21 protein-coding genes are annotated in these 26064 nt (G+C 27.5%); 19 read left to right on the plus strand and 2 right to left on the minus strand.

The window, feature by feature from the left end:
• Positions 1 to 260 precede the first annotated feature (260 nt).
• The 7 genes from CLSA_RS04520 to CLSA_RS04555 all read left to right on the plus strand — a co-directional run bounded on the left by CLSA_RS04520 (position 261) and on the right by CLSA_RS04555 (position 7370).
• Positions 261 to 824, plus strand: coding sequence for an SLAP domain-containing protein (locus tag CLSA_RS04520; protein WP_022744224.1), 564 nt, complete (start codon positions 261 to 263; stop codon positions 822 to 824).
• Positions 825 to 919: 95 nt separating this feature from the next.
• The gene (locus CLSA_RS04525; protein WP_077393831.1) at positions 920 to 1534 is read left to right on the plus strand and encodes an IS607 family transposase; all 615 of its coding nucleotides are present in this window, start codon (positions 920 to 922) and stop codon (positions 1532 to 1534) included.
• Entirely contained in the window at positions 1512 to 2672 is a 1161-nt protein-coding gene (locus CLSA_RS04530; protein WP_022744226.1) for an RNA-guided endonuclease InsQ/TnpB family protein, read from the plus strand. Before CLSA_RS04525 ends, CLSA_RS04530 begins: the two co-directional genes overlap by 23 nt.
• 163 nt (positions 2673 to 2835) lie before the next feature.
• A complete protein-coding gene (locus CLSA_RS04535) occupies positions 2836 to 3150 on the plus strand; it encodes a hypothetical protein (protein ID WP_022744227.1) in 315 nt (104 codons plus the stop codon).
• A 260-nt stretch (positions 3151 to 3410) separates the two neighbouring features.
• Positions 3411 to 4583 carry a WYL domain-containing protein gene (locus CLSA_RS04545; protein ID WP_022744228.1) on the plus strand — a complete coding sequence of 391 codons (1173 nt, stop codon included), beginning with the start codon at positions 3411 to 3413 and terminating at the stop codon, positions 4581 to 4583.
• Entirely contained in the window at positions 4576 to 5475 is a 900-nt protein-coding gene (locus CLSA_RS04550) for a WYL domain-containing protein (RefSeq protein ID WP_022744229.1), read from the plus strand. The genes CLSA_RS04545 and CLSA_RS04550 overlap by 8 nt, the downstream gene beginning before the upstream one ends.
• A gap of 11 nt (positions 5476 to 5486) precedes the next feature.
• The gene (locus CLSA_RS04555; RefSeq protein WP_022744230.1) at positions 5487 to 7370 is read left to right on the plus strand and encodes a serine/threonine-protein kinase; all 1884 of its coding nucleotides are present in this window, start codon (positions 5487 to 5489) and stop codon (positions 7368 to 7370) included.
• A 94-nt stretch (positions 7371 to 7464) separates the two neighbouring features.
• Here CLSA_RS04555 and CLSA_RS04560 read toward each other — a convergent pair whose 3' ends face one another.
• Entirely contained in the window at positions 7465 to 8193 is a 729-nt protein-coding gene (locus tag CLSA_RS04560; protein WP_022744231.1) for a single-stranded DNA-binding protein, read from the minus strand.
• Positions 8194 to 8452: 259 nt separating this feature from the next.
• On the opposite strand from CLSA_RS04560, the gene CLSA_RS04565 reads away from it, so the two are divergent.
• The 11 genes from CLSA_RS04565 (at position 8453) to CLSA_RS04615 (ending at position 23619) form a co-directional block, all read left to right on the plus strand.
• A complete protein-coding gene (locus CLSA_RS04565; protein ID WP_022744232.1) occupies positions 8453 to 8764 on the plus strand; it encodes an ArsR/SmtB family transcription factor in 312 nt (103 codons plus the stop codon).
• A gap of 303 nt (positions 8765 to 9067) precedes the next feature.
• Positions 9068 to 10126, plus strand: a complete 1059-nt coding sequence (locus CLSA_RS04570; protein ID WP_022744233.1) for an oxidoreductase — start codon at positions 9068 to 9070, stop codon at positions 10124 to 10126.
• Positions 10127 to 10631: 505 nt separating this feature from the next.
• Positions 10632 to 12650, plus strand: coding sequence for a Na+/H+ antiporter (locus CLSA_RS04575; RefSeq protein WP_022744234.1), 2019 nt, complete (start codon positions 10632 to 10634; stop codon positions 12648 to 12650).
• 253 nt (positions 12651 to 12903) lie between these two features.
• Positions 12904 to 13278, plus strand: coding sequence for a hypothetical protein (locus tag CLSA_RS04580; RefSeq protein WP_022744235.1), 375 nt, complete (start codon positions 12904 to 12906; stop codon positions 13276 to 13278).
• Between the two features lie 252 nt (positions 13279 to 13530).
• Positions 13531 to 14298, plus strand: a complete 768-nt coding sequence (locus CLSA_RS04585; protein ID WP_041716080.1) for a phage replisome organizer N-terminal domain-containing protein — start codon at positions 13531 to 13533, stop codon at positions 14296 to 14298.
• 222 nt (positions 14299 to 14520) lie between these two features.
• On the plus strand, positions 14521 to 15669 hold the full coding sequence (fliB, locus tag CLSA_RS04590) for a flagellin lysine-N-methylase (RefSeq protein WP_022744237.1): 1149 nt from the start codon (positions 14521 to 14523) through the stop codon (positions 15667 to 15669).
• A gap of 343 nt (positions 15670 to 16012) precedes the next feature.
• Positions 16013 to 17284: a glucuronoarabinoxylan endo-1,4-beta-xylanase XynC gene (xynC, locus tag CLSA_RS04595; protein ID WP_022744238.1), complete on the plus strand. Its 1272-nt coding sequence runs from the start codon at positions 16013 to 16015 to the stop codon at positions 17282 to 17284.
• Positions 17285 to 17479: 195 nt separating this feature from the next.
• Complete coding sequence (locus CLSA_RS04600; RefSeq protein WP_041716082.1) at positions 17480 to 17701, plus strand: hypothetical protein; 222 nt, start codon at positions 17480 to 17482, stop codon at positions 17699 to 17701.
• A 280-nt stretch (positions 17702 to 17981) separates the two neighbouring features.
• The gene (locus CLSA_RS04605; protein ID WP_022744240.1) at positions 17982 to 20075 is read left to right on the plus strand and encodes a methyl-accepting chemotaxis protein; all 2094 of its coding nucleotides are present in this window, start codon (positions 17982 to 17984) and stop codon (positions 20073 to 20075) included.
• Positions 20076 to 20672: 597 nt separating this feature from the next.
• Complete coding sequence (locus tag CLSA_RS04610) at positions 20673 to 22481, plus strand: ATP-dependent nuclease (RefSeq protein ID WP_022744241.1); 1809 nt, start codon at positions 20673 to 20675, stop codon at positions 22479 to 22481.
• 22 nt (positions 22482 to 22503) lie between these two features.
• Positions 22504 to 23619: a DNA cytosine methyltransferase gene (locus CLSA_RS04615; RefSeq protein ID WP_022744242.1), complete on the plus strand. Its 1116-nt coding sequence runs from the start codon at positions 22504 to 22506 to the stop codon at positions 23617 to 23619.
• A 294-nt stretch (positions 23620 to 23913) separates the two neighbouring features.
• On the opposite strand, the gene CLSA_RS04620 is transcribed toward CLSA_RS04615, so the two are convergent.
• Positions 23914 to 25235 (minus strand): IS3 family transposase gene (locus CLSA_RS04620; RefSeq protein ID WP_418235954.1). Its coding sequence is split into 2 segments (ribosomal slippage): positions 23914 to 24854 and positions 24854 to 25235, totalling 1323 coding nucleotides; the frame shifts between segments, so codons are not numbered across the junction.
• Between the two features lie 589 nt (positions 25236 to 25824).
• On the opposite strand from CLSA_RS04620, the gene CLSA_RS23055 reads away from it, so the two are divergent.
• The gene (locus tag CLSA_RS23055) at positions 25825 to 25971 is read left to right on the plus strand and encodes a hypothetical protein (RefSeq protein ID WP_155738327.1); all 147 of its coding nucleotides are present in this window, start codon (positions 25825 to 25827) and stop codon (positions 25969 to 25971) included.
• The last annotated feature ends 93 nt before the right edge of the window (positions 25972 to 26064 follow it).

Consider the following 26064-nt stretch of genomic DNA (forward strand, 5'->3'; position numbering starts at 1 on the left):
TAGAAAATGAAATAAGTATTGATAAAAATAAAGAATAGTATAGTTGGTGGATTTCAAAGGTTGTGCTTCACCTCGACCATGAAACCCACGAAAATCTAAATATTAGATTTTCGTGGGTTATTTTTATGATTATACATCATGAAGTAAGTTTTTAACTATTTATGTTAAAAAGTATTTTAATTTAGTGCAAAAAAATGTCCAATGCTTTATGTATAATAAATACATAATCACTAACCAAAGAATAAGGGGAGAATAAAAAAATGAAAAGAAAAATAATATTATCATCAATTATTGCAATATTACTAGTTAGTCTTATGGGATGCGGACAAGACAAAAAAGAAACTGCACAGCAACTAGAAACAACAAAAGTAGAAGAAGAAGTTAAAGATACAGATTCAGAGCAGAAAAAAAATGAAACTGAAAATGAAACATCAAAAACAAATAACGATACTGATACTAATAAAGCAAATTCAACAGAACAATCCAATGCTAATATTTTTATGAGTGAACAACCAATTTTTCTTGAAAATTGTGTAAATATAAGTCCTGGTAGAGTTTATTACGAGGGCGATTCATTGGTGTTAGATGCTTATGTAACTAATGGATTGAATCGTACTGTATATGATATAGGGGTAGATAATATTACTTTATCTAATGAATCAGGAGTAATAGCTAGTGATGAATTTAGTGTTATGAAAGGGGCTTCAATAGGACCACACCAATATATTAAATGGACCTTTACATTTCCTGCAGCTAGTATAAAGAAACAAAATGCTGATTTAAATTATTTGCATACCTCAAGTAAAACAAATTATAACTATTAATAATAAAGGAGAGAGTGTTTAGTTAATAAAAATATAGAAAAAAGTGTGTGAATGTGTTGATATATACTCATAGGAGAGTGGGTATATTGAAACATATAACAAATTATAAACCAAGTGATTTTGCTGAATTATTAAATGTATCAGTAAAAACATTGCAACGCTGGGATAGAGAAGGGATACTTCATGCAAAACGAACTCCAACTAATCGAAGGTATTATACTTATGACCAATATTTAAAATTTAAAGGGTTAGACAATCATGTTGATAGGAAGATAGTTATATATAGTAGAGCTTCTACTAATAATCAAAAAGATGATTTAGCTAATCAAATTGAATTTTTGAAGAATTTTGCAAATGCTAAAGGTATTATAGTAGATGAAGTTATAAAAGATATAGGAAGTGGACTTAATTATAATCGTAAAAAATGGAATAAACTATTGGAGGAATGTATGGAAAATAAAATTGATTCTATATTGGTAACTCATAAAGATAGGTTTATACGTTTTGGATTTGAGTGGTTTGAAAGATTTATAGGAAAATTTAATACAAAAATTATAGTTGTAAATAATGAAAGTCTTTCCTCACAAGAAGAATTAGTTCAAGATATAATATCAATACTTCATGTATTTAGTTGTAGAATATATGGTCTGAGAAAGTATAAGAAAAAGATTAAGGAGGATAAGGAGATTGAAGAAAGCATACAAAATTGAAATTAAGCCGACAGGAGAACAAATAACCAAAATTCATCAAACTATTGGTGTGAGTAGATTTATATATAACTTTTATATTGCACATAATAAAGAAGTTTATAAGAATGAAAAGAAATTTGTTAGTGGAATGGATTTTTCTAAATGGCTTAATAATGAATATATTCCTAATAATCAAGATAAAGAATGGATTAAGGCGGTATCTTCCAAAGCTACTAAACAAGCCATTATGAATGGTGAAAAAGCATTTAAGAAGTTCTTTACTGGTGAAAGTGGTTTCCCTAAGTTCAAGAAAAAGAAAAATCAAGATGTCAAAGTCTATTTCCCAAAGAATAATAAAACAGACTGGACTATTGAAAGACATAGAGTAAAAATCCCAACATTAGGATGGATAAGGCTTAAAGAATTTGGATATATTCCAGTTGATTCTGTAGTTAAAAGTGGTACAGTAAATCAAAAAGCTGATAGATATTATGTATCAATTTTAGTAGAAGAAAATATTATATCTAAATCTAAACCATATTCAGAAGGAATAGGTGTTGACTTAGGTTTGAAGGATTTTGCAATCTGTAATAATGGAATATCTAAAAAGAATATTAATAAAACTAAAATAGTAAAAAAAGCAGAAAAGAAATTAAAGAGAGAACAAAGAAAACTTTCAAGGAAATATGAGAGTTTAAAGTTAAGGAATAAAAAAGAGAAAGGAGAAGCTATTCGTCAAAATATCCAAAAACAAATAGTCAATGTACAAAAAATTCATCAAAGACTTACAAACATTAGAACTGATTATATTAATAAAACAGTAAGTGAGTTAGTAAAGCAAAAACCAAGCTTTATTGCAATAGAGGATTTAAATGTTAAGGGAATGATGAAAAATAAGTATTTAGCTAAAGCAGTAGCACAGCAAAAATTTTATGATTTTAGAACTAAGCTTATTTCAAAGGCGAATCAAAATAATATTGAAGTGAGAATAGTTGATAGATGGTATCCATCATCTAAACTATGTTCGTGTTGTAAAGCATATAAGAAAGATTTAAAACTTTCAGATAGAATCTATAAATGTGAATGTGGAAATGTTATAGATAGAGATTTAAATGCTTCAATAAATTTAGCTAATGCTAAAAAATATAAGATAGCTTAAATTAAACAAGTTCTTATATATGTACCCAAGGCTATTTGGGGAATTTACGACTATGGAGTGTTATATAAAGCTGTAGTAGCTATAGGCAAGACAGAACACGTTGAAATAGTAATAATCTCGATATGGGTATGTTTGTCCATATTTTGAGTAGCAGAGTAAGATAATGTATTTGATGTTGTTTTCATTTGGAAGTATGATATTTATAGGATTGGGGTTACTTGTATATGGATTAAAGAAGTTTTCAATGAAGTCAGAATCGTATGATGGATATGACTATGAAGTTTATGATAATAAGCAGAATGAACAGGCAAGGTTAATTCAGGAAGAGCAGTTTAGATCATTTAATGAAGAAATTATAAGACAACAAGATCAACAATTTATGGAAGAATCATTGAAAAGTGTAACACCATTTGAAATGGGTGGATATGATATGACGCAGGGAAATTCATTTAATGATTTTAATAATGGAATGTTTTAAAGATACTCGAAAGGGTATCTTTTTTTATTTTCTAGAAAATTATAATGTAGGCAAATCTGTGGATAACTTTTGGAAGTATTGTAATTACAACAGTAGTAAAGGTGATTTAAATATGAATAAAGTGTTAATACAGAAAAGCATAGTCTGCGAAGCAGATTTTCTTGGATAGTAAAATCACATTTGATTAATATGGCAATTAGTAGTTTTTAGAAGTTAAATTTGATATAATTGAATAAAAATTATGGGGTTTTGAGGTATATATGGGTTTAAAAGATAGAAATATAAATAAGATTCTGGAAGAATTTAAGAGAAGTGGAAAGCTGAAATTAGATGATATACAAACTCTGTTAAATGTTAAAGAAAGAAATGCTAAAAATTATGTTAAATACTTAAAAGAGTATGGTTTTAATATTAAGTGTGAGAAGGGAATATATTCATTAGCCAGTATAGATGAAGCACAAGCAAAAGTTATAGATAAAGAGGCAATGAGAGAAATAGAAATCTTAACTACAGTTGGTGCTAATAATGGTATGTTGAATAGAAAGCACTTAGTTAACCAAATTAGAAATAGATTTTGTGATGAAGAGGTAGTAAGCGAAAAAACTTTACTAAGAGCTATAAAAAAATGTGAAGATAAAAAAATAATTAAATTAGAAGATAAAAAGTACAGGCTATTATTAAATATTAGTAATTTATATAAAATTTCAGATGATGATATTTCTAATTTTATTGATAAATGTGATATGTATAATACATCAATTCCTTTTTCTATTCAAGCTAATAAGTTAAAAGAAAAGATTGATATACAATGTGATTTTAAGGGATGGGAGTATTCTGTTTATAGCTTGGGCAGAAAATATGAGCGTAATAATTTTAAAGAGTTTTTTGAAAAAATTGATAAATATGATTATAAGCATAAAAAATTAAAGATTAAATTTAAATCTCAAATTGGAGTTTTGTGTTTAGCCATAGAAGTATGTATATTCTATTATAGTTGGGAGAAAGACAGACTATATATTATTTGCAATAATGAAGGTAATACAATTTTAATAAACACTGATACTATAATTGAGATTCAAGAACTAGAAGAATATAATTATTTTTTTGGAGATAGAGAATGTGTTGATAGAGTAAAATTAATGTTTCAAGCTTCTTTATCAACTCCATATAAGGTAAAGGTTGAGTTTGATAATATATTTAATATTAAAGATAAATTACAGAGACTTAACAAAAGCAGAACTACGAGTATATTGAAGGTTGTAGAAGAAAAATTAATTTATGAAGATCAAATTTGTGGATTGTATGATTTTGCTAATTATTTAAGAAGATTTGGATATTCATGTAGAGTGATTGAACCAATGGAGTTAAAGAATATAATGAAAAATACATATGAAAGAATACTTGAAAATTATGGAGTAAATTTAAATGAGTAGTGATAAACATAAAGATTTATTAAATATTATAGCCATTATTGCTAATAGAAATAAAGATGGATGTACCATTGAGGAATTACAATATATAACAAAGTTGCCGAAAGATATTATTAAAAATAATTTAGATAAGATTTCCAATAATCCTGAAATGTATTTTGAGTATCAGCCGTATGAAGAGGGCGGGGGATGGAGAATACAAAATTATATTGATAAAGTTCGTAGTGAGTATGATTATGTTATGTGCTTAGATACATTTGAGAAAAGTATTTTTGATATGGTAATTAATTCATCTAATAATAAATTAGATGTTATCATCAGTAAATTATATGGCATAAATGAATATGAAGAGGATATTCCTTTAATAGGTTCAGCTATAAATGAGAAAAAAATAATTAATGTAAAATACAGAAACAATAAAAATGAAGTTAATGAAATGAAAATTGAGCCTTTAGCTTTAGTATATTATGAATTTGAAAATAAGTTTTATTTGTTAGGCCAATATAATAACAATCTTATGACATATAGCTTGGAAAGATTTATAAAAACAGATATTACTAATGAAAGATTTATGGACAACCTAAACATTGATTTTGATAAATATTTAGCTAATGTATGGGGAATGGAATCAGGTAATAGAGTAAAGGTAAAGATTAAATTTATAAAAGAAGCTAATGTTGAAGAAAAAGTAAAAAGGGATTTGCAAAGACGAATATATAAAACAATAGAGGAATATGATGATTATTTTATATATTCTGATGAAGTTATAGGGATTAATAGTTTTAAACAATGGTTAAGAAGCTTTGGAAGTTCAGCTATAGTGCTAGAGCCAAAGGAATTAAGGGATGAAATAATAGAGGCTGTTAAAAAAGCATTAAGATATTATAAAGATTAGGGGAGAAACTAATGCGTAAAGAGTCATATGAAAAAAGCTTAAATAAGTATAGTAACAAGGAAACAGTGTTAAATAAATGGATTGAGTTAAATAAGAGGCTTAATAAAAATAAGGATTCTATTTATTATAGTAGGACAATATTAGATGCCCAAGGGTTAGTGGAATATGTAATTGATAATGTATTAAAAGATGAAAATGGGAATATTCCTAATCGAGATGTGAATGGAAGGTATTATGGGATTATAGACAAGTTAATTATGACAAGAGAAAATGATAAAATAATACCTAGTAATTTAATTAAAAGATTAAAAGAAATTAAGTATTATAGAAATGTAGTGGCGCATAGTACTAAAACTACTATTGATGAATTAGTAGATTATAATAAAGTTGAAGAAGCTTTAGATGTATATGGAGAAGTATTAAGCTGTTTGGGTTTTTTGGAGAGAGAAGATATAGTAGTGGGAATAGATAAGCTAAAGGCTGAAGTTTTGGATATTATAGATGAAACAGTAACTTTAGATGAGTTTATAGGTGAAGGAACTTCAGGAAGAGTATTTAAAGGTTATCACAAAAGATTAGGAATATATGTAGCTATTAAGGAAATTAAGCACAATACAGTTGATTCAGATATTATTGAAAATGAAAAGAAAATTTTAGTTTCTTTAAAACATAAAGGAATTCCTAATATTTATGACGTCATATCAGAAAATAGAACGTATTATATAGTAATGGAATATGTAGATGGCATGAATTTAGAAGAATTTATTGATAAAATAGGATCACCTTCTTTAAAAGTATTAATAGATATTGGGAAGCAATTATGTGATATAATAGGATATTTGCATGAGAAAAATATAGTTTATAATGATTTGAAGCCGAGTAATATATTGATAGATAATTATAATAAATTATCATTAATTGATTTTGGAATATCTTGTAATGTTAATAACAGATTAAAATTAACAAGTACATATTCAGGGACTTATGTTTATTCATCTCCAGAACAAATAAGAGGGGAGATAGGTTCAAGTGGCAATGATATTTATTCCTTAGGTGCTACATTATATTATATTAGTGAATGTGAGAATCCTATAACATCAGAGGAACAAAGGTTTAAGAAAAGTACAGATAAAAGGATAATTTATATAATTGAAAAAGCAATGGATTATAATAAAAATAATAGATATGAGTCTATTAAGGAGTTGAAAGAAGACTTAATAAGAGTTGAAAATGGTAAAAATCCTTCTTCGATGAAAGCAAAAGATATTAGCAAAAATAAAGTTATAATAATAGCAGCAAGTATTATTGTAGGTATTATTTTAGTTTCAGGTGGAAGTATTGGTATATATAAAACGTTAAGCACTGATAAAAATAATACAAATATAGAAGTAAATAATAAATCAAATAAAGAGCAAGAAAGTAAGAATTCAAATGATAGTATTAATAATGATAATAGCAATATAAAAGATGTGGCTAGCAATCAAAAAACTACTAATGAAGATGCAAACAATAAAAAACAATCTAATGTTCAAGTGTCAAATGAATCTGCTAGTACATTTAATGGAAAACTAGTAGCGAAACTAAGTAATTATGAGGTTGATGGTAAAGATCTAGTAGTCAATGTAAATATTGTGAATAATTATGATAAGGAAATAAATTTTTGGCCAGAAGGAATTTATATGATGAATGAAAATGGTAATAAATTTGCTATGGATATTCATAAGCAGTTAGCAAATGGAGGTACTCAATTTACTGTGGTACCAGGGGAGAGTAAAGATTTTAAATTTTATTTAACTGATTACGTTGAATCTAACTCACTTGCTTTTAAATTAGATAAAATTTGGTGCATGGGACCTGAAAGTATGAAAAATAAAATTGAGATAAAGATTAAATAGGTATAAAAAAATAATTTAATAAAAATATAGATAGTGAAATTGAATAGCTAGGGGATGTCCCCTAGCTATTCTAATTACAGGCTTGTGGTTTCAACTAATTTGCTAAAAATTCCTTTAGCTTTTGAAATATGCTTTTTGATTGAATATTATCAAATTCATCAAAATTACAGTTGTTTAAGTATTCAATTTTTAATCCATGGATTTCAGTAGTAGTATCTTCAATATTATGTTCCTTTTTGCAGTGTTCACACTGGAATTTCTTTTTAAAGGGTCTAGTTAAAATAGCTCCATCTACCATAACTTGAGAAGAAGTCTTAAGTCTTTTCATATCTTCCTCAGCTTGTCGTGCAAAAGTAACAATCCAAGGAAAATCTGTACCTTCACAAATTCTTTTTGTTGCAATTTGATATTTAGCATTAGGAATTTGGGAAAACTTACCTGGAATATATTTTAGTTGTGGGTTACTACAGAGGCTGCCAATAAGGAGAATCTTATTGAGATAAGGTTCTTTATCTTCTGTAGTAACAATAAAAGCTTTTGTAGCTAAGATAGTTGTTCTATGAAAAGAAGTTTCATTTAATTTATTACAGCAAGGACAAATATAAGTGTAGTTCTCTTGTTCTACAAATATCTTTCCCTCAAGGAGTATTGTTTTACCAATTTCAAGTGTATTTTTCAAATATTCCATTTGTTTTGATAATTTGATAACGGGATAAACAAACTTAGTATCATTTTTTTTTATTGATAATTTAAATTTTGTTTTATCATCATTTAGAATTTCAGTAATCTTACCTAATAATTGTACAGTGTTTTGCATTGCCATATAAAAGCACTTCCTTCCTAAAGTTAATTAATATTTATTATGATTACAGTATAGTAAGAAGTGTGGACAAAAAAATGCACTTTGTATTTTTAGTAATAATATTGTAAATGGAGAATAAGACATAATAATTTAAAAATCTACTCGTGGATATTAAATTATGAAAAAAATCTAAAGGCTTTAATATAAGATTGCATATAATAAAAAATATATGATAATATAAAAGTTATAATGACAGATGCTAGAATGAAAGGAAAAGAAAATGGATAAGGTAAAGATTTTTAAAGCGCTAGGAAATGAAACTAGATTAAATATATTATTATGGTTAAAAGATCCACAAAAAAATTTTGGACCACAGATACATTTATCAATAATGGATGATTTTCAAGAAGGTGTATGTGTAGGGGCCATAAGAAAGGTAAGTGGATTAAGTCAGTCAACTATATCAGGATTTTTATCAATATTAGAAGAGGCAGAGCTAGTAGAATCAAGAAATATTGGTCAATATACTTATTTTAGAAGAAATGAGAAAGCAATTAAGGAAATAACAGAATGGATGAAAATCGAATTATAGCAGTGAAAAAGACAGTAATAAATAAATTATGCCAATAATTTTAATTTATTTATTACTGTCTTTTCATTTTTATGTTGTAATAATAGTATGAATATGTTAATCTGTAAAAGGCGATTTAATTAATCTGTAAAAACAGATTAATTAAATTGTGATTTACAGATTTTTAATTTATAATTTGTTATATATAGTTAATTAACAGAAATAAGATGCAGTATTATGATTAATAAATGTTTTGAACTAATAAAAAATAGGTCATTTGAAATTGATAAAGTAAATAAATTAAAGAATTAGGAGTATTAAATTATGAAAAAGTTATTTAGTGAATTTAATATTAAAAATGTAAAAATGAAGAATCGTATTTGTATACCTCCAATGGTAGTTGGATTCAGCAATGATGGATCTGTAATACCTGAAAATGTTGAACGTTATAAAAAGTTAGCTCAAGGTGGTGCGGGATTAATAATTCAAGAAGCTACATGTGTAAATATTGATGGGAAATTATCAGAAAAGCAGCTTGGAATATGGGCAGATGATCAAATTGAAGGACTAAAGAAAATAGTTGATGCAGTTCATGAAGAAAACTGCCCAATATTTATTCAAATTCATCATGCAGGAGTTGTTGGAATATCAGAAAATCCATTATGTCCAAGTGACTATGAATATAAAAATCTTACAAAAACTGTTGTTGGACATGAAATGACTATAGAAGATATAAAGTGTATACAAAATGATTTTATTGAAGCCGCACGAAGAGCTTATAAAGCAGGATATGATGGTGTTGAACTTCATGGATGCCATGGCTATTTAATATGTCAGTTTTTTAATAAAAGAGTAAATAAGAGAACTGATGAGTATGGTACTAATCCTGAAAAATTTGTAATAGAAATATTAGACGGAATTAGAAAAATAACGCCAAAAGAATTTGTTGTTGGAATACGTCTTGGAGGATTTGAACCAACAATAGAGGATGGAGTACATTACGCTAAAGTATTAGAAAGGAATGGGATAGACTTCCTTGACATTTCTTATGGTTTTGGTAGCGAACAAGAAATGAATGTACCTGAAGGATATAAATACTCTAATGCTGTTTATGCCGCTGAAAGAATTAAGGAAGAAGTTTCAGTTCCAGTATTTGCAGTTAACGGAATTTATTCAGCGGAAACTGCAGAAGAAATAGTAAGGGAAAGAGATGTGGACATGGTTGACATCGGTAGGGGAGCTCTTATAAATCCTAATTGGGCAAATGATGCTAAAGAAAGTAAAGATACTGGCAAATGCTTAAGCTGTGCAAAATGTATGTGGTTTGGTCAATCTAAGGTTTGTGCAGGAAAAGTTATATTTGATAGGAATAATGAAATATAAATTTAATACTATTGTTTAGAAAAAGAACACAAGTGCATTCACTTAGATTGCATGAAAGTATATAATTGATAAAAATGGTGGATTTTAAAGGTCACGCTTCACCTCCACCAAGCACATCCTTGACAATACTAATGTAGTATTGTCGAGGATTTTTTGAGTTTTAAAGAAAAGTATTTAGAATTATAAGAACTAAACCATATGAGAATTAATTGTAAACGAAGGTCTGCTTAGATGGATATTGAATTGAGGAGCAGATGCAGAAATTATTTCACCACAGTATTTAAAAAATATGTTGAAGGAAGAAATAACTAAAATGTCAAGAATATATTTTTAGGAATAATAAGGTGTTTTAATATTAGGATACCTTATTCCTTCTAAGTAATAAAATATGCCTTTAATAGGCAAATTAAATAATATGTTATAATTAAAACATAATGTTTAGATTTGATAATCCTAATCAGGTTACCTTTATCAACCTAAATATATTATATAAGGAGGTATAGATATGTTTACATATATTTTAATACTATTAATATGTATTTTATGCTCAAATATAATAAGTAGATTTATACCATTCTTATCGGTGCCAATTGTACAAATTGTAATGGGAGCATTAATTTCAATAATATATTCTGAATTTAAAATTGAGCTTGATCCACATACATTCTTAGTAATGTTTATTGCTCCGCTTCTTTTCTGTGATGGGAAAAAAGCAGATAAAAGATCATTATGGAAACAGAGAAAAAATATACTTTTAATGGCATTGGCTTTAGTTGCGGTAACAGTAATATTAGTTGGATTACTTATAAATCAGTTAATACCAGCTATTTCATTACCAGTAGCATTTGCACTTGCAGCAGCCTTATCGCCAACTGATTACGTTGCAGTTAGTGGACTTTCAAAAAAGATTTCGCTGCCAAAGAGGATAATACATCTTATAGAAGGTGAAGGTCTTATGAATGATGCGTCAGGACTTGTATGTTTTAAATTTGCATTAGCAGCAGCAGTAACTGGAACATTTTCATTGCTTAATGCAACGACAAATTTTTTAATGGTGTCTATTGGAGGAATTATTACTGGATTAGTTTTAGAACACATTCTAATTAACTTTGAACGTTGGATAAAAAATCTTGGAATGGAAGACACTACAGTGGAAATTTTACTCCAAATTCTAACTCCATTTATAATATATATTATATCGGAAGAAGTATTTAAAGTTTCAGGTATACTAGCTGTAGTTGTGGCTGGAATGATATTTTCATTATCATCGAAAAAATTAAGAGGAAAAAATGCAAAATCAAATGCAATATCATCCAATACATGGTCTGTTATAGTGTATATTCTAAATGGATTTATATTTATAATAGTTGGATTGCAGTTACCCAATATAATTAAAACTGCTTTTAAAGAAACTTCAATAAACAATATGATGGCTATTATAGATATTTTATTAATAACATTGGCCTTACTTATAATTAGATTTTTGTGGGTTATATTTATGTATAAATTTTGGGGAGAAAAATGTGATGTGAAAGAAGATAAGTTTAAGTTTCATGCTGCACTTTTAACTTCACTTTCAGGAGTAAGAGGGGCAGTTACATTAGCTACAGTTCTCTCAATTCCTTTAGTATTGGATAATGGGCAGGAATTTCCACAAAGAACACTTATTTTATTTTTGGCTGTTGGAGTAATTTTAGTTACGCTTTTTATTGCAACTTTTATATTGCCTATATTTGCTAAAAGGGATAAAACTGAAGATATAAATTGGTTAGAAGCCTTGAATAAAGCACAAATAAGGGTTTGGAGTGATACTATAAATAAATTAAAATTAGAAATTGATAACAAAAAATACATTCATTTTACCATAAATGAATATAGGTATCGTATTAATCAATTAAAGCATGGAAATTCTTATTATAAGAACTGGAATAGAAGTAGCAAAGAATATAAGAAGTGGATGAATTTGTGTTATAAAAAGGAAATTGAGAATACTAAAAAATTATTGCAAGAAGAAAAAATAGAAGAATCAACTGCATATGCTTATGAAAAAATAGTTAGAAATAAAATTAAATTAATATCATCTGTAGAAGGCTTTTCACTAATAGTTAAAGAAACATTGGAAAGAATATACATATATATCCATAATATAAGAAGAATTAGGGACATATTAAGAGAAATGCAAAACAAAAAGAAAAGTAAGCAACAGTTAAAGGATATAGCACTGAAAGAACTTCAGGCTACTAATGCAGAATACATAATCGAATATGCTAAATCTAATATTACATCTGAAAATGAAGAAATGCTTAAAGAAATAATTTTATATTATCAAGGGGTGTATTTGATATCAAACAAGCTTAGATTAGCAAAAAAGAATAAATATGAAAAGAAAAAAGCTGATATTAAGGCAATGCAATTAGAAAGAAATATTATACAATCTTTATTTGAAAATGGAGAGATTAGTTGGAATATAGCATCTGCACTCAGAAAAAATTTAAATTATATTGAAAGTGATATTTTAAGATAAAGATATTAAACACTGAAAAAGGTTTAAGATATAATAAGTGGTGGATTTTAAAGGTCATGTTTCGCATCCACCATGAAACCCACGACTACTTGTATGTAGCTTAAATAGCTCCTTACAGACATGTGTGGGTTTTATTGTTATGCGTAGGGGGCAGCTCCACTGAATATGCATTAGACTAAAATTAATGATAATTTTATAATGTCACCTAAAATAGATTTTAATTATTTTAGTTTTTATAGTCGGAATTATTACAATGTTTCCGCTAAAAAAATTAGCGCAAAAAATTTATAATGAAACCGGGTATAATGGAGTGAGGGGGTTACCTAAGTTTTTAACAATTTTATTTGGAATAGTAAATATATTTTTAGCGCTTGTTCTTTCTGCGGCAATTGAAGAACATTATTACGGATTTGTAGGTATTGCAGTAGCAATTTTTCTATTCTTGATTGCTATACTTACATTAGTAAATAAGAAAGCTGGCTTAAAAAATGCTACTTTATTAGCAATTTTACAGACTATAAGTGGAGCAATTATGGTAATATTATTATTTGCTAATCGTTGTTTTGGCGGGATTTTATCAAGTGAAATTATTAATATTCTATCAATAAATGAAGGTATTGATAACTAATTTTTAAAAGAAATATATTTTTTATGTGGGTGTAGATTTTTAGTGATATTTTCTAAAAATCTACACTTTTTAATTGTCTAGACCGGTTATACAAAAAAATGCACTTTGTATTTTTAGTAATAATATTCTAAATGAAGAATAAGACATAATAATTAAAAAAATTTTGATTTTCATGAAATAATCTTTATAGAAACGTATATCCTTAATATATAAATAATAGATGGAAAAATAATTTTAAGGGGTATGATGAATATGAGAGAAAGAAAATATGTAAAATTTAGAGTTGATATGTATGATGATACTAAATTTAAAATAATAGATAGAAGACCAGAAAGAGATCTTATTCATTATGTTTGGAATAGAATTGTGGTTTTGGCTGGAAAAGTTAATTTAGAAGGTGAGTTATATCTTTCAAAAAACATTCCATACACAGTAGAAACTTTATCAATAGAATTCAACAGAGGTGTTGAAGAGATTAAATTAGCATTAGATGTATTAATAGAATTAGAAATGGTTGAGCTTACTGAACATAATATTTATAGAGTGAAAAACTTTGCAAAGCACCAAAATATAAAGGCTAAGGGAAAAAATAAATCTGAACATGAAGAGGTTAAGATAAGTAAACCAGAAGTTAAGATAAGTGAAAAAGTAAAAGCTGAAATTAATGATAATAAAATAAATGAACCTCAAAGTAAAATCAGTGAAAATAAGACAGAAAGTATTGTAGACAATGAAAGCTGTAATATTGAAATTAATAATAAAGAGATCAGTAAAGCTGATATTCATATAAATGATAAAAATATGAGTAATGAGAATGCTGATAGCAATTCACAGGATGATATTCCAATACTTTTAGAAACGAAAAAGAGTAAGAATGCAGGTAAAAAGAAGAAAGAAGATAATTCAATTGAGAGTATGGATGAAGAAACAGATGATAATTCGATATTTTGTATTACTGAAGGGGAAATTCCTTTAAATGAAGGGGAGCAAATAATTACGCAATGGTCTTTTGGGGGATAAAATATATTGAATATAATAGAAGGATATGTTCAAATAATTTTAGATGAGGGGAACTCTGATGAGAAACTTATAAAATAATAGGTTTAATTTAAATGTGCCTAAGTATGCGAATAAAAAATAAAGTTTTATTTAATATAAGAAAGTAAATCAGTATACTAAAACTAAAGAATTCTATTATAATAAGGGTTGAGCAAATATTATAAGAAGTTGGAGTAACATTATATGAGTAAAGTAGTAGATACCTTAAAAATTACAAATTATGATAAGTTTAAGTGCATAGCTGATAAATGTAGGTTTACATGTTGTGATGGATGGGACGTTAGTATAGATACAGATACCTATAATAAATGGAAAAAAGAAAATGATAAAGCAGAGTTTATTTTAAATAATGTAAAAATAAGAAAATGTGGAAGTAAAAAAGGATATTTTATAAATAAAGAAAATCACGAAGCATGTCCGCTCTTAGATAAACAAGGGTTATGCCAGGTAGTAAAAAGCCTTGGAGAAGAGTATCTATCATCAACATGTCATAGGTTTCCGAGGGTAGAGAATATATTTGAAGATAGAAAGGAACTCTCACTATCATGTGCATGTCCTGAAGTAGTAGAACTTATAAGTAGCATAAATGGAAAAATAAATATTATTTCAGAAAATGGTACTAATTTAAAAAGTAATTTATTAGAACTTAGAATCAGGGAAGTTTTGATTGATATTATGCAGAAGGAAAGTTTTTCATTAGAAGATAAGCTTATCGTTAGTTGTCAAATGTTATTAACTGTTTTAGAAAAAGAAAACTTTAGAGAAGAAGGTTTATTAGAAGAACTAGAAAGGTATAAGAACAAAGGGAATATGCAAGGTCTTATAGATATGTATAATGAAATAGAGTCAGACATAAATGATTCAGTTGAAGAAATTAATTATCTATTTTTAGATATTATAAAGAATTATAAAGAAGTTTCTAATTTTGAAATTCTTTTAAAAGATATTTCTGAGTTTGCGGAAAATATTGAAATTGAAAGTCTTTCAATAAAGTGGCATGATTATAAAAGTTTGTTTGAACAATATAATATGTTAATTGAGAATTGTATTGTATCTGATATCTTAAGTAGCTGCATAAGCGATGATATTGAGGAGATGACTATATCATTTCAAATGATTGCAGTAGAGTATTTATTAGTAAGGTATGCTGTATTTTTAAAATATTGTATGAATGAAAATAAAGAAATAAATGTTGAAGATGTAAAAGATTATATTGTAGTTTTTTCAAGAATTATTGGTAATAATACTGAAGCAGTTATAGAATTTTTTAGAGAGGGTTTTGGTGAGCCTGTTTTGGAAATTGGATATTTGTGTTTTATAACTTTATTTTAGACATATAGAAGAAAAGGGTGTTGCAAAATGATTTGAAAAATCGTTTTGCAACACCCTATTTTATTATTTATCTGTAGTTGAGAAAAATCACGATGAAGCAGAAAATTTACCTTTGATTCTTTTGGTGACAGCGGGAGTATTTCCTATTATTACTTCAGTAAGTTAGTAGTTTAATGTATTATTTTATACGTTTAGAGGAAAATGCATTTATTTAATTTAAATATTATGAGAATATGTAATTGTTTGGGTACCTGAATAGCTACTTTTAATTATTATAGAAGTAAATTAAAAAAGTCAATTGAAAATTTTATGAATTAACTGAAAGAAAATGGGGGATATCAAAATGAATATTAAGATAAAAAAGATATTGCTATCTTTATTAACAGTTTCTATGACAAGTTCACTATTTGTAGGATTATCAACAACAGCTAATGCTGCATCGAATGCTACAATAAATTTATCAGCACAAAAACAAGTTATTAGAGGTTTCGGAGGAATAAATCTTCCTGCTTGGGCTGGAGATTTGACAGCAGCTCAAAGAGAAACAGCTTTTGGCAATGGAGATAATCAGTTAGGTCTTTCGGTTTTAAGAATCTATGTAGATGATAACAAAAATAATTGGTACAAAGAATTAGCAACTGCAAAAAAAGCGATTGAACACGGAGCAATAGTTTTTGCTACACCATGGAATCCACCAGCTTATATGACTGAGAAATTCAATCGTAATGGTGATACAAATGCAAAACGACTTAGATACGATAAGTATGCTGCATATGCTCAACATCTTAATGATTTTGTTTCATACATGAAAAATAATGGTGTTAATCTTTATGCTATTTCAGTTCAAAATGAACCTGATTATGGAAAAGAGTGGACATGGTGGACTCCACAAGAAATACTTAGATTTATCAAAGAAAATGCTGGATCAATTAATTGTAGGGTAATGTCACCTGAGTCATTTTCTTATCAAAAAAACATGTACGACCCTATTTTGAATAATCCACAGGCACTTGCTAATATGGATATTCTTGGTACTCATACTTATGGTACTAGAGTTAACGATTTTGCTTATCCTCTTTTTAAACAAAAAGGAGCAGGAAAAGAACTTTGGATGACAGAAGTGTATGTTCCAAATAGTGATACTAACTCAGCAGATAGATGGCCAGAAGCATTAGATGTTGCAGATCATATAAACAATGCAATGGTAGAGGGAGATTTTCAGGCATATGTATGGTGGTACATCCGTAGATCATATGGTTTCATTAAAGAAGACGGTAATGTAAGTAAGCGTGGTTACATGATGGCTCATTTTTCTAAGTTTGTTCGTCCTGGATATGTAAGGGTTGATGCAACAAAGAATCCAACACCAAATGTTTACTTATCTGCGTATAAAGGTAATAACAAAGTAGTTATTATTGCAATAAACAAAGGAACATCTGATGTAAAACAAAGCTTCACTATGCCAAATAGCAAAGTTTCTAGTGTATCATCATGGCAAACTACAGCAACAGCAAATTTGGCTAAATCAGCTTCAAACACAAATGTATACAATGGAAACTTTACAGCAACACTTCCAGCACAAAGTGTAACTACATTTGTAGGAGATATTAAGTAAATATGTTTTATCAATAAGTGTATTAGCTACAGTTAACTATATAACTGCTCCTAATACTAGTGGATATGCAAAGATTTTGATTACTTTAAGTTCAGCTCTATTGTAGCAGGTACAGGTAAGTAATTATTTCATAAACAATTAAAAATTAATGCTAAAAAGTTTAGTGGATTTAAAAGAGTACGCTTTGCCTCTAACATGAAACCCACGAAAATCTGGAATTTGGATTTTCGTGGGTCTTTTAGTTTATACGAAATAAGTAATGTAGATACTGTGCCTAATAATTCAGTAACTGCGTCAAAAGTAACTACTAAAAGCAGTAATTTGAAAAATGGAATAGTAGCAATTATTATAAAGCTTATTTTCTTTGGAGGTTTAGGTTACTTGATTATAAGATTTATAAGAAAGCTGAAAAAATAATTATATTTTATAATTGCATTTTGCTGTTAATAGCTAATTTTTTATGAGCATTTTGGAAATGATTACTGAAATTTTTTAAAGAGATGTAAGTGTTATCCAAATTTTAAAAAATATATAGAAAGAGAGAGTGATAAGATAAAGACAGTAGAAAAAATGTACTTATTTTATAATGTTAATATATAGATAATAAAAAAATAATATCTACTATGTGAAATCATGGAATAATATAGTACAATATAGATAAATAAGGGAAAAATATTCGAAAGGGGAAGATAAATAAATGAAAAAAGTTTTAAATTTTAAATACAGTATAAAAAATAAATTAATATTTAACTTTGTTTCTTTAATTGTAATTTCATTATTATTAATGGGAATAATCACTTATGCAATAGTGGTTAATCAAACAAAAAACGATTATACAAATTTTATTCACAAAGAGATAAGCCATGTAAATGATGGAATAGAAAATTATCTAGAATTAATTCAACAAAATACACGCATGGTATCCCAAAGTTCTCTTATTCAACAAGCAGACTCAAGAATAACTTCATATGTTGAAAAGAAGGATGCGTCTGGGAAAGTTCAAATGACCCCTCTTGAAAATAATTCTTATGAAGCAGAAGTTTACAATACTTTTAAAAACTTCAAAGATTCACATCCAGAAATATCAAGTATTTCATTAGGAGTTGAATCAAATGGTGGCTATGTTCAATATCCTGCCTCAGCTAGAACAAATGGGTATGATGCAAGAGAAAGAGATTGGTATAAATTAGCGCTTGAACACCCAGATAAACCTATTTTAAGTGATGTTTATATTTCTTCAGATGGTTCAAAAAGCATTATTTCTATTTCAGCAATAAAGGATTCTACTGGCGCTATCAAAGGGGTTATAACTATGAATATTAACCTTGATGAACTTACAAAAATGATCGAAAATATTGAAATCGGAAAGAATGGATATATTGTATTAGTAGATAAAAATGGTACTATGTTGGCAAATCCTAAAGATACAAGTTTAGTTTCAAAAGAAGTAGAGGAATTAAATATAAGTAAATTAGATATTACCAATAATAACAATACTTCTTTTGAAACTAAAATGCCAGATGGTAATAATTATTCTATAAGTGTTCAAAAACAATCAAATTCAAATTTAAGCTTAAACTGGACATACATATGTTTTGTAGAAACAAGTGAATTTATGAGTAGTGCTAGAAGCATAGGGATGGTAACAATTTTATTTATTGTAATTTTTTCAATATTAAGCATAGCGATAACAATTTTTATTGCTAGAAAAATTGCAAATCCAATAAGTAATATTGCTAGTCACCTACAATTAATGGGAAATGGTGATTTTTCAGTAGAAATGGATTCTAAATATTTAAAGATTAATGATGAAGTTGGTGAAATAGCTAAATCAACTAAAACAATGCAGTCATCATTAAAAGAAATGTTATCAATAATACAAAATCATTCTAATGGTATTAACAATAAAGCTGAAAATTTACATGACGCTGCTGAATCGGTATCCAATTCATCAGGAGAAGTTGCTAATGCAATTCAAGAAGTTGCTAAGGGTACAGATGAACAGGCACATAATTTGATTAATGCAACTAATATACTTTCAAATTTTGCAACAGCAATTGAAATAATGACAAAGACACTAACTGATATACAAGAAAAAACTAATTCCATTAATAAAACAGCAAGTGAAGGAAATGACAATATGAGTGGATTGGTTTTGTCAGTAAAAAGTGTAGATGTAACTTTTAAAGAATTTGGAGAAAAGCTTAGTCTTTTAGGTCAAAATGTAAATAAAGTAAATGAAATTACTAATTTAATTGATAGCATTGCAGAACAAACAAATTTATTAGCATTAAATGCAGCAATTGAAGCATCTAGGGCGGGGGAATCTGGTAAAGGATTTGCTGTAGTAGCAGATGAAATAAGAAAATTGGCAGAGCAAAGCAAAAATTCTGCTGATGAAATTGCTCACTTATTAGGCAGTATTACAAATGATACAAGTTCTATTTTAAAGAATAGTGACAATATGAAAATTGAATTAAATAACCAATTAACTGGAATAAATTCAACAATAAAATCATTTAAAGAAATTGTTGGTGAAGTTGAAAATGTAATTCCCAAAATAAATAACGCAAATTCTTCTGCTGAAAATATAAATAAAGAAAAAGATAATATTTTAAGCAAAGTTGAAAATATATCTGCGATTTCACAAGAAACATCTGCCTCATCTGAAGAAATTGCAGCTTCATCTGAAGAAATGAGTGCAACTGCTGAAAACTTATTCTCTACAGTAGAGAACTTAAGAGATATGGCTAAAGATATGATTAAACAAGTAAATAATTTTAAATTATAATAATAATTTTAAACATATGAAAAGTAAAAAAGTTTGTGTGAAAAACAAACTTTTGTTGTCAGTATTAGTTGTGAATTAATTGATTTTCAATTAAGAAGGTATAGGATAGCAAAAATTTACGTTTTTTATAGAAAGGAAATTTCATATATATTTAATCATGATAAGATTTAGAGTTTGCATGTAGTTTCGCGTCGAATACTAAAAGTGTTTGATGGTTCTTAAAAAATTAATAGTAGATTTCAAATGTCACGCTTTGCCTCCACCAAATAAGAACTAGAATTTTAATGCAATGCAATGCAATGCAAAGCCACTGATTTCAGTGTTTATTGGAACAAACAGTGGTGGAAAATTTTAAGTTTTGAGTTTAGATTTATATAATGGACATGCACGCCTCTGATTCTTTTCTAATTATGGGTGTGCACTTTTTAGCAAAAATAATATTTAATATTTTTTAAGATTATAATATAAATCAAAAAGAAAGCAGAGTGCATTAAGCATTGATATTTATAAATGAAAGTTCAATTTGTGGTTATTGAAGTATTATCTAAAATCTACTATACTCTAAATATAGATTTGTGTTTATGGAGAAGATAAAAAATGAATAGCATAAGAAAAACAATTAATGAGTATATTAATAAAATTGATAAAATGTTAAGCAATGGGAAGTTTTATAATTATATTGAATATATGGTGTTCCCACATTATAAAAATTTAGAACCTAATTCTAGGATTGAACTGAATTTTCCGATGACAATATTAATTGGAAAAAATGGTTCTGGAAAAAGTTCAACTTTACATGCTTTCTATGGAGCACCTAAAGGATATAGCACTGGTGAATATTGGTTTTCAACTAATATTGATCCAATTGTTGAAACTGGTGATTCAGAAAGAAATAGATATTTTTATGGGTACAAGGAAAATTCAAAAAGTTATATTAAAGAGGTAAGAAAAGCTAGAATTAAACGTTCAGAATCAAACATCAAAAAAGCTGATTTAGATTATTGGGAAACTACTAGACCATCCATAACAGATGGAATGATACCACTATCTGATAAGAATTCACGTAATAATCCTGTTGTGAAGGACGTAATATATGTTGATTTTAGAGGAGAGATAAGTGCATTTGACAAATATTTTTACTTTTTTGAACCTCGTAATGGTAAAAAACAGGATTATTTAAGAAAACATTCTAAATTCTTATCGAAAATTTTTGATGGCGATGATGCTAGGTATGGAAGATACCCTGATAATAAATTGTTTGATAAGTTGATTATAATGGAAAAAAAGCATATTGAAATAATAAATAAAATTTTAGGTAAAAATTATATAGAGATTAAGATGGTAAAACATAAAGTATATGAAAAATGGGGCACATCTATATTTGTTAAAACAGGATTTAAATCTACATATTCAGAAGCAAATTCCGGAAGTGGTGAAAGTGCAATTATTAAATTAGTATATAAAATAATGAATGCTAAACCATTCTCTCTTATTCTGTTGGATGAGCCAGAAGTTTCATTACATCCTAGTGCTCAACTACGATTAAAGGCTTTTTTACTTAATGAGATTATCAATAAAAAACATCAAATTGTTATATCTACTCATTCACCTGTTTTAATACAAGAAATGCCTAAAGAATCTTTGAAGCTTTTTGAAACAAATATTACAGGAAAATTTTCTATTACAAATGGTGTAACAACCCAAGAAGCCTTTTATAACATAGAGGATGATGTTAGTGATAAGAAAACTATTATTTGTGAAGATATATCAGCTAAAATATTATTAGAAAAAGTATTAACTAAAATTAGAAAAATACAATACTTTAATGTTATATATGTTCATGGTGGAGCTGAAACGATTATCACTAAATATTTACCTGTATTTGCTACAAATGATGATTTTCAAAAAACAATGTATATTGTACTTGATGGTGATAAAAATTATGAGAAAAGATACGATATAGAATCATTAAGTTTGTCTGTATTAGAATCTGCGACTACTCTAGAAGAATATTTTAAGGAATCAACAAATTGTGTAATAAATGGTTATATTGATGGTAATAAAGGTCATGGAAGAGAAGATCAAAAAATAGATGTATACAAGCAATCCATAAAATATCATTATAATAATGTTTACTATTTACCATCAAAATCTATTCCAGAAGTTATTATATTAAATAGTAATTATGTTAGAAATACATATGGTAATATCATTAATAAATATAGCAACATTAATAATATTAATGCAAAAGAAATAGTTAAAGAAATCACTAATTCATTACATGGTGAAATCAATGATGACAATTATAGAAGTACTATAACAATCTTATCAAATCAATTTGCAAAAGAAGAGAATAGCAATTGTATAAGAATTATAAAAATAATTGATACGATATTTGAAAGTTAACCTATATGGAGGAGTGATTGAAATGAAGAAATATAATGCAATAGATTTATTTTGCGGAGCTGGAGGTCTTTCTTTAGGTTTAAAAAAAGCTGGATTCAATATTAGATTAGGCTTAGATATTGATACGAATGCACTAATAACATATTCCAATAATTTTTCTAAAACAGTAATTATTAAAGAAGATATTAAAGATGTTTCAGGATATACTTTGTTCAAAAATTCAAAAATTAAAAAGGGGAGTAATTTTCTTTTAGCAGGATGTCCACCTTGCCAGGGATTTTCTAATATAGGCAAGAGAGATGTTACTGATTTAAAAAATCAACTGGTTTTTGAATATACACGATTAATTCAAGAAATGAAACCTACATTTATACTTATGGAGAATGTTCCAGGAATGTCTAAAGGAGTAGGAAAAGAAATTTTTAAAAGGGTTATTAAAATATTAGAAAAACAGTATTATCTAAAATACGATACTTTAAATGCTGCTGATTATGGTGTTCCACAAATAAGGAAAAGGTTAGTTTTACATGGTATCCGAAATGATGTATATGTAAAATTGAATAAAGTATATCCTAAAGAAATAGAAAATATTTTTCCGATTCAAACGCATTATGAGAATGGAATAAATAATAGAAAAAAAAATTGGGTTTCTGTTGGGGAGATTTTGAGGAATCTTCCAGTCATAAAGGCTGGTGAATCTTATGAAGATGAAAAAATACACAATCACATTGCTAGAAAATTATCTGACACGAATTTGTTAAGATTAGATTACATTAGGAAAAATGGTGGTTCTAGAAAATGTTTGTCTGAAAAATTAGTTCTTGAATGCCATAAAAAAGCTAATACATCATATGGAGATACTTATGGTATTATGAGTATAAATAAACCATCACCAACATTAACAAGTGGTTGTACAGCAATAACGAAAGGAAGATTTGGTCACCCTATTCAAAATAGAGGAATTTCAGTAAGAGAAGCTGCTAGATTGCAATCTTTTGATGACAATTTTATATTTTATGGCGGCCTTGATAGTATGAGCTTGCAAATAGGGAATGCAGTTCCACCAAAATTAGCTGAAGCAAGTGGAAAAAAAATTATTAGGTTAATGGATTTATATGATAAGTTAAATAATGAATGATTAATTTTGTAATTTAAGTTTAAAACAAGATAAGGTAAAGTTTAAAACATTTACTTGTATATATAAACACCATAAGCTAGTCTATATCGAATGGAATGTTAATTAGAATGTATGAGGGGGCAAACCATAATATTCGCATGAAAAGAAAAATATTCATTAGAGTCGGAAGGTTTTTACTTTAGTGAATTTAGTTGATTGTAACAAGGCACGTTGAGACAGTGGGTAAGCTAGTTAAGAAATAGGCTAATATCAAAGAGTAAAATGGTCCCTATGTCAAGGACATTTTGAAAAAGGCTAGGCAGCTAAAAGCTGGTCCCGATATTGAACAGGAGCCAGCTTTTTAAGTCCCCATTGGTATCTGTAATTATTATAGTAATCCATATAATTATTAATTGTTGATTCTAATTCGTAAAATGTTGTACAAATTTTTAAGTCTATTTCATCTTTCATATGTCCAAAAAATGATTCCTGCGGGGCGTTGTCCCAACAGTTTCCGCGTCTAGACATGGATTGTCCAATTTTATATTTCTTAAGAAGTTTTTGAAATCTAGGACTAGTGTAATGAACGCCTTGATCTGAATGAATAAAAACATCTTTATCAAGTAATTTTTTATGATTCCTCATCAGCTTTTTAACAGTTTCAGTAGCTATATCTAATGTAAGACTTTCTGAAAGATGATACGAGAGAATTTCATTTGTAGAAGCATCTTTAATAGTAGATAAATAGGCTCTATTAGATGCTCCATATGTTAAATAAGTTATATCAGTTAATAATACCTTACCGACCAAACCTTGTTTGAATTCCCTGTTCAAAGTATTAGGTAGAACTGTATGTTCTTTAGTAGCTTTCATCATTCTACGATAAGGGTTTGCCTTTCTAATTGGACACACAATATTATATTTTCTCATAATTCTTTGTATACACTTTCGATTTATTACTCTATTAAATTCATGTTCTAAAACCATTTTTATAGAGCGTGATCCTTTCTTGTAGCCTCTATGATTAAATGCTTTAAGAATTATATGCTTTAATTCTAAATCCTTTTCATCTTTAGAATTACGCTTATTACTTGAATTTAAATAATTATAATATCCTGATCTAGAGACTTCAGCTATTTTGCATAAATGAGAAATTATATTTTTATAACTGTATTTTGAAATTATACTCTGTATGATCTTGAATATTGATGTTGAACTTAATTTATTATTTTTCACCTGCCTTTCTTGCAGCTCGATTTTTTTAATAGTTCTGCCTCCGCTTTCCAATAAGCAATTTCAGCATCTTTTTTAGCTATTATTTCATTCACGGTTAGTTCACGTTTTAGTGGACGACCACTATTTAATTTTCGAGAATCTCTCAATCCAAGCGCTCCTGATTCATTATAAATATTACGCCATCTTTTACTTGCGCACCAAATTCTATTATTTCCAATAACATCTGTATCAAATCCTGCATCCTGAAAAATATGAATAGGTAGTTTACCTTTGCTACGCTCAGCGATAAAAAGTATTTTAAATTCATCTGTATACGTGATTGCTTTATTTGTGACGTTTTTTATATATTTATTCTTTGATAACAATTCAATTTCTTTATTAGTAAATAGTTTTTTACTCATTAGTTCACATCCTGACTGAATTTATACTTGATTTTATTGTACAAAAAAAGAACCTATAAAAATAGTCTTTTTTAAGTGTCTATTTCATAGGTTCCATTTTAGAGGTTAGAGGTCTTTAAGAAAATTTAATAGTGTGTTTTATGTTCCCTCAAACTGATGGTTTGAGGGAATTTTGCTTTAGGGGGATGTGCTTTTACGCAGAACTAAGATGTTTTGTATATTTCTCTAGGTATTGCGTAAAAGTATAACTTAACTCATACTAATAGTAGATAAGAAAATATAATAGATAGACTATAGCTATAGATGTAAGGGGTTTGTAGTTAAAGTGATATTTTATATGAAATTACATTTAAAGGGTATAATAAAAAGAAATACTATAAATTATAAGTGCTAATTAATAGGAGGTAGTAATTTTATGCAAAGAGAAAAAAGAAAGAAAAATAGATTTTTTTAAAGAAGAGATGGGGAGATATATAATTTTTATCATCCAGAATATTCACCTCTTTTACAAGCATTGGTATGTAATTATGATAAAAATCCATTAGCTAGAAAAAGATAGGAAAATATTAGTGTAGAAGAATATGTTAATATGATGTATAAACTGTCAAATGAAGAATTTGAAAGAATTACAGGAGATTATGGAGAGCACTATAACAAAATAAAAGATAAAGGAATACAAATAAGAGACATTGTGAGTAGATTTTTAGGACAGGTATTATTACAGAATTTAGATTAATCTAGACTTTAAATAATTATTCGGATTAATGTAACTAAAGACCGATTAGAAAGTATAATCAGAATTATCTAGGTAATTGTGAAACTCATTTAT

Origin of the sequence: Clostridium saccharobutylicum DSM 13864 (assembly GCF_000473995.1) — a bacterium.
GTDB lineage: Bacteria > Bacillota > Clostridia > Clostridiales > Clostridiaceae > Clostridium > Clostridium saccharobutylicum.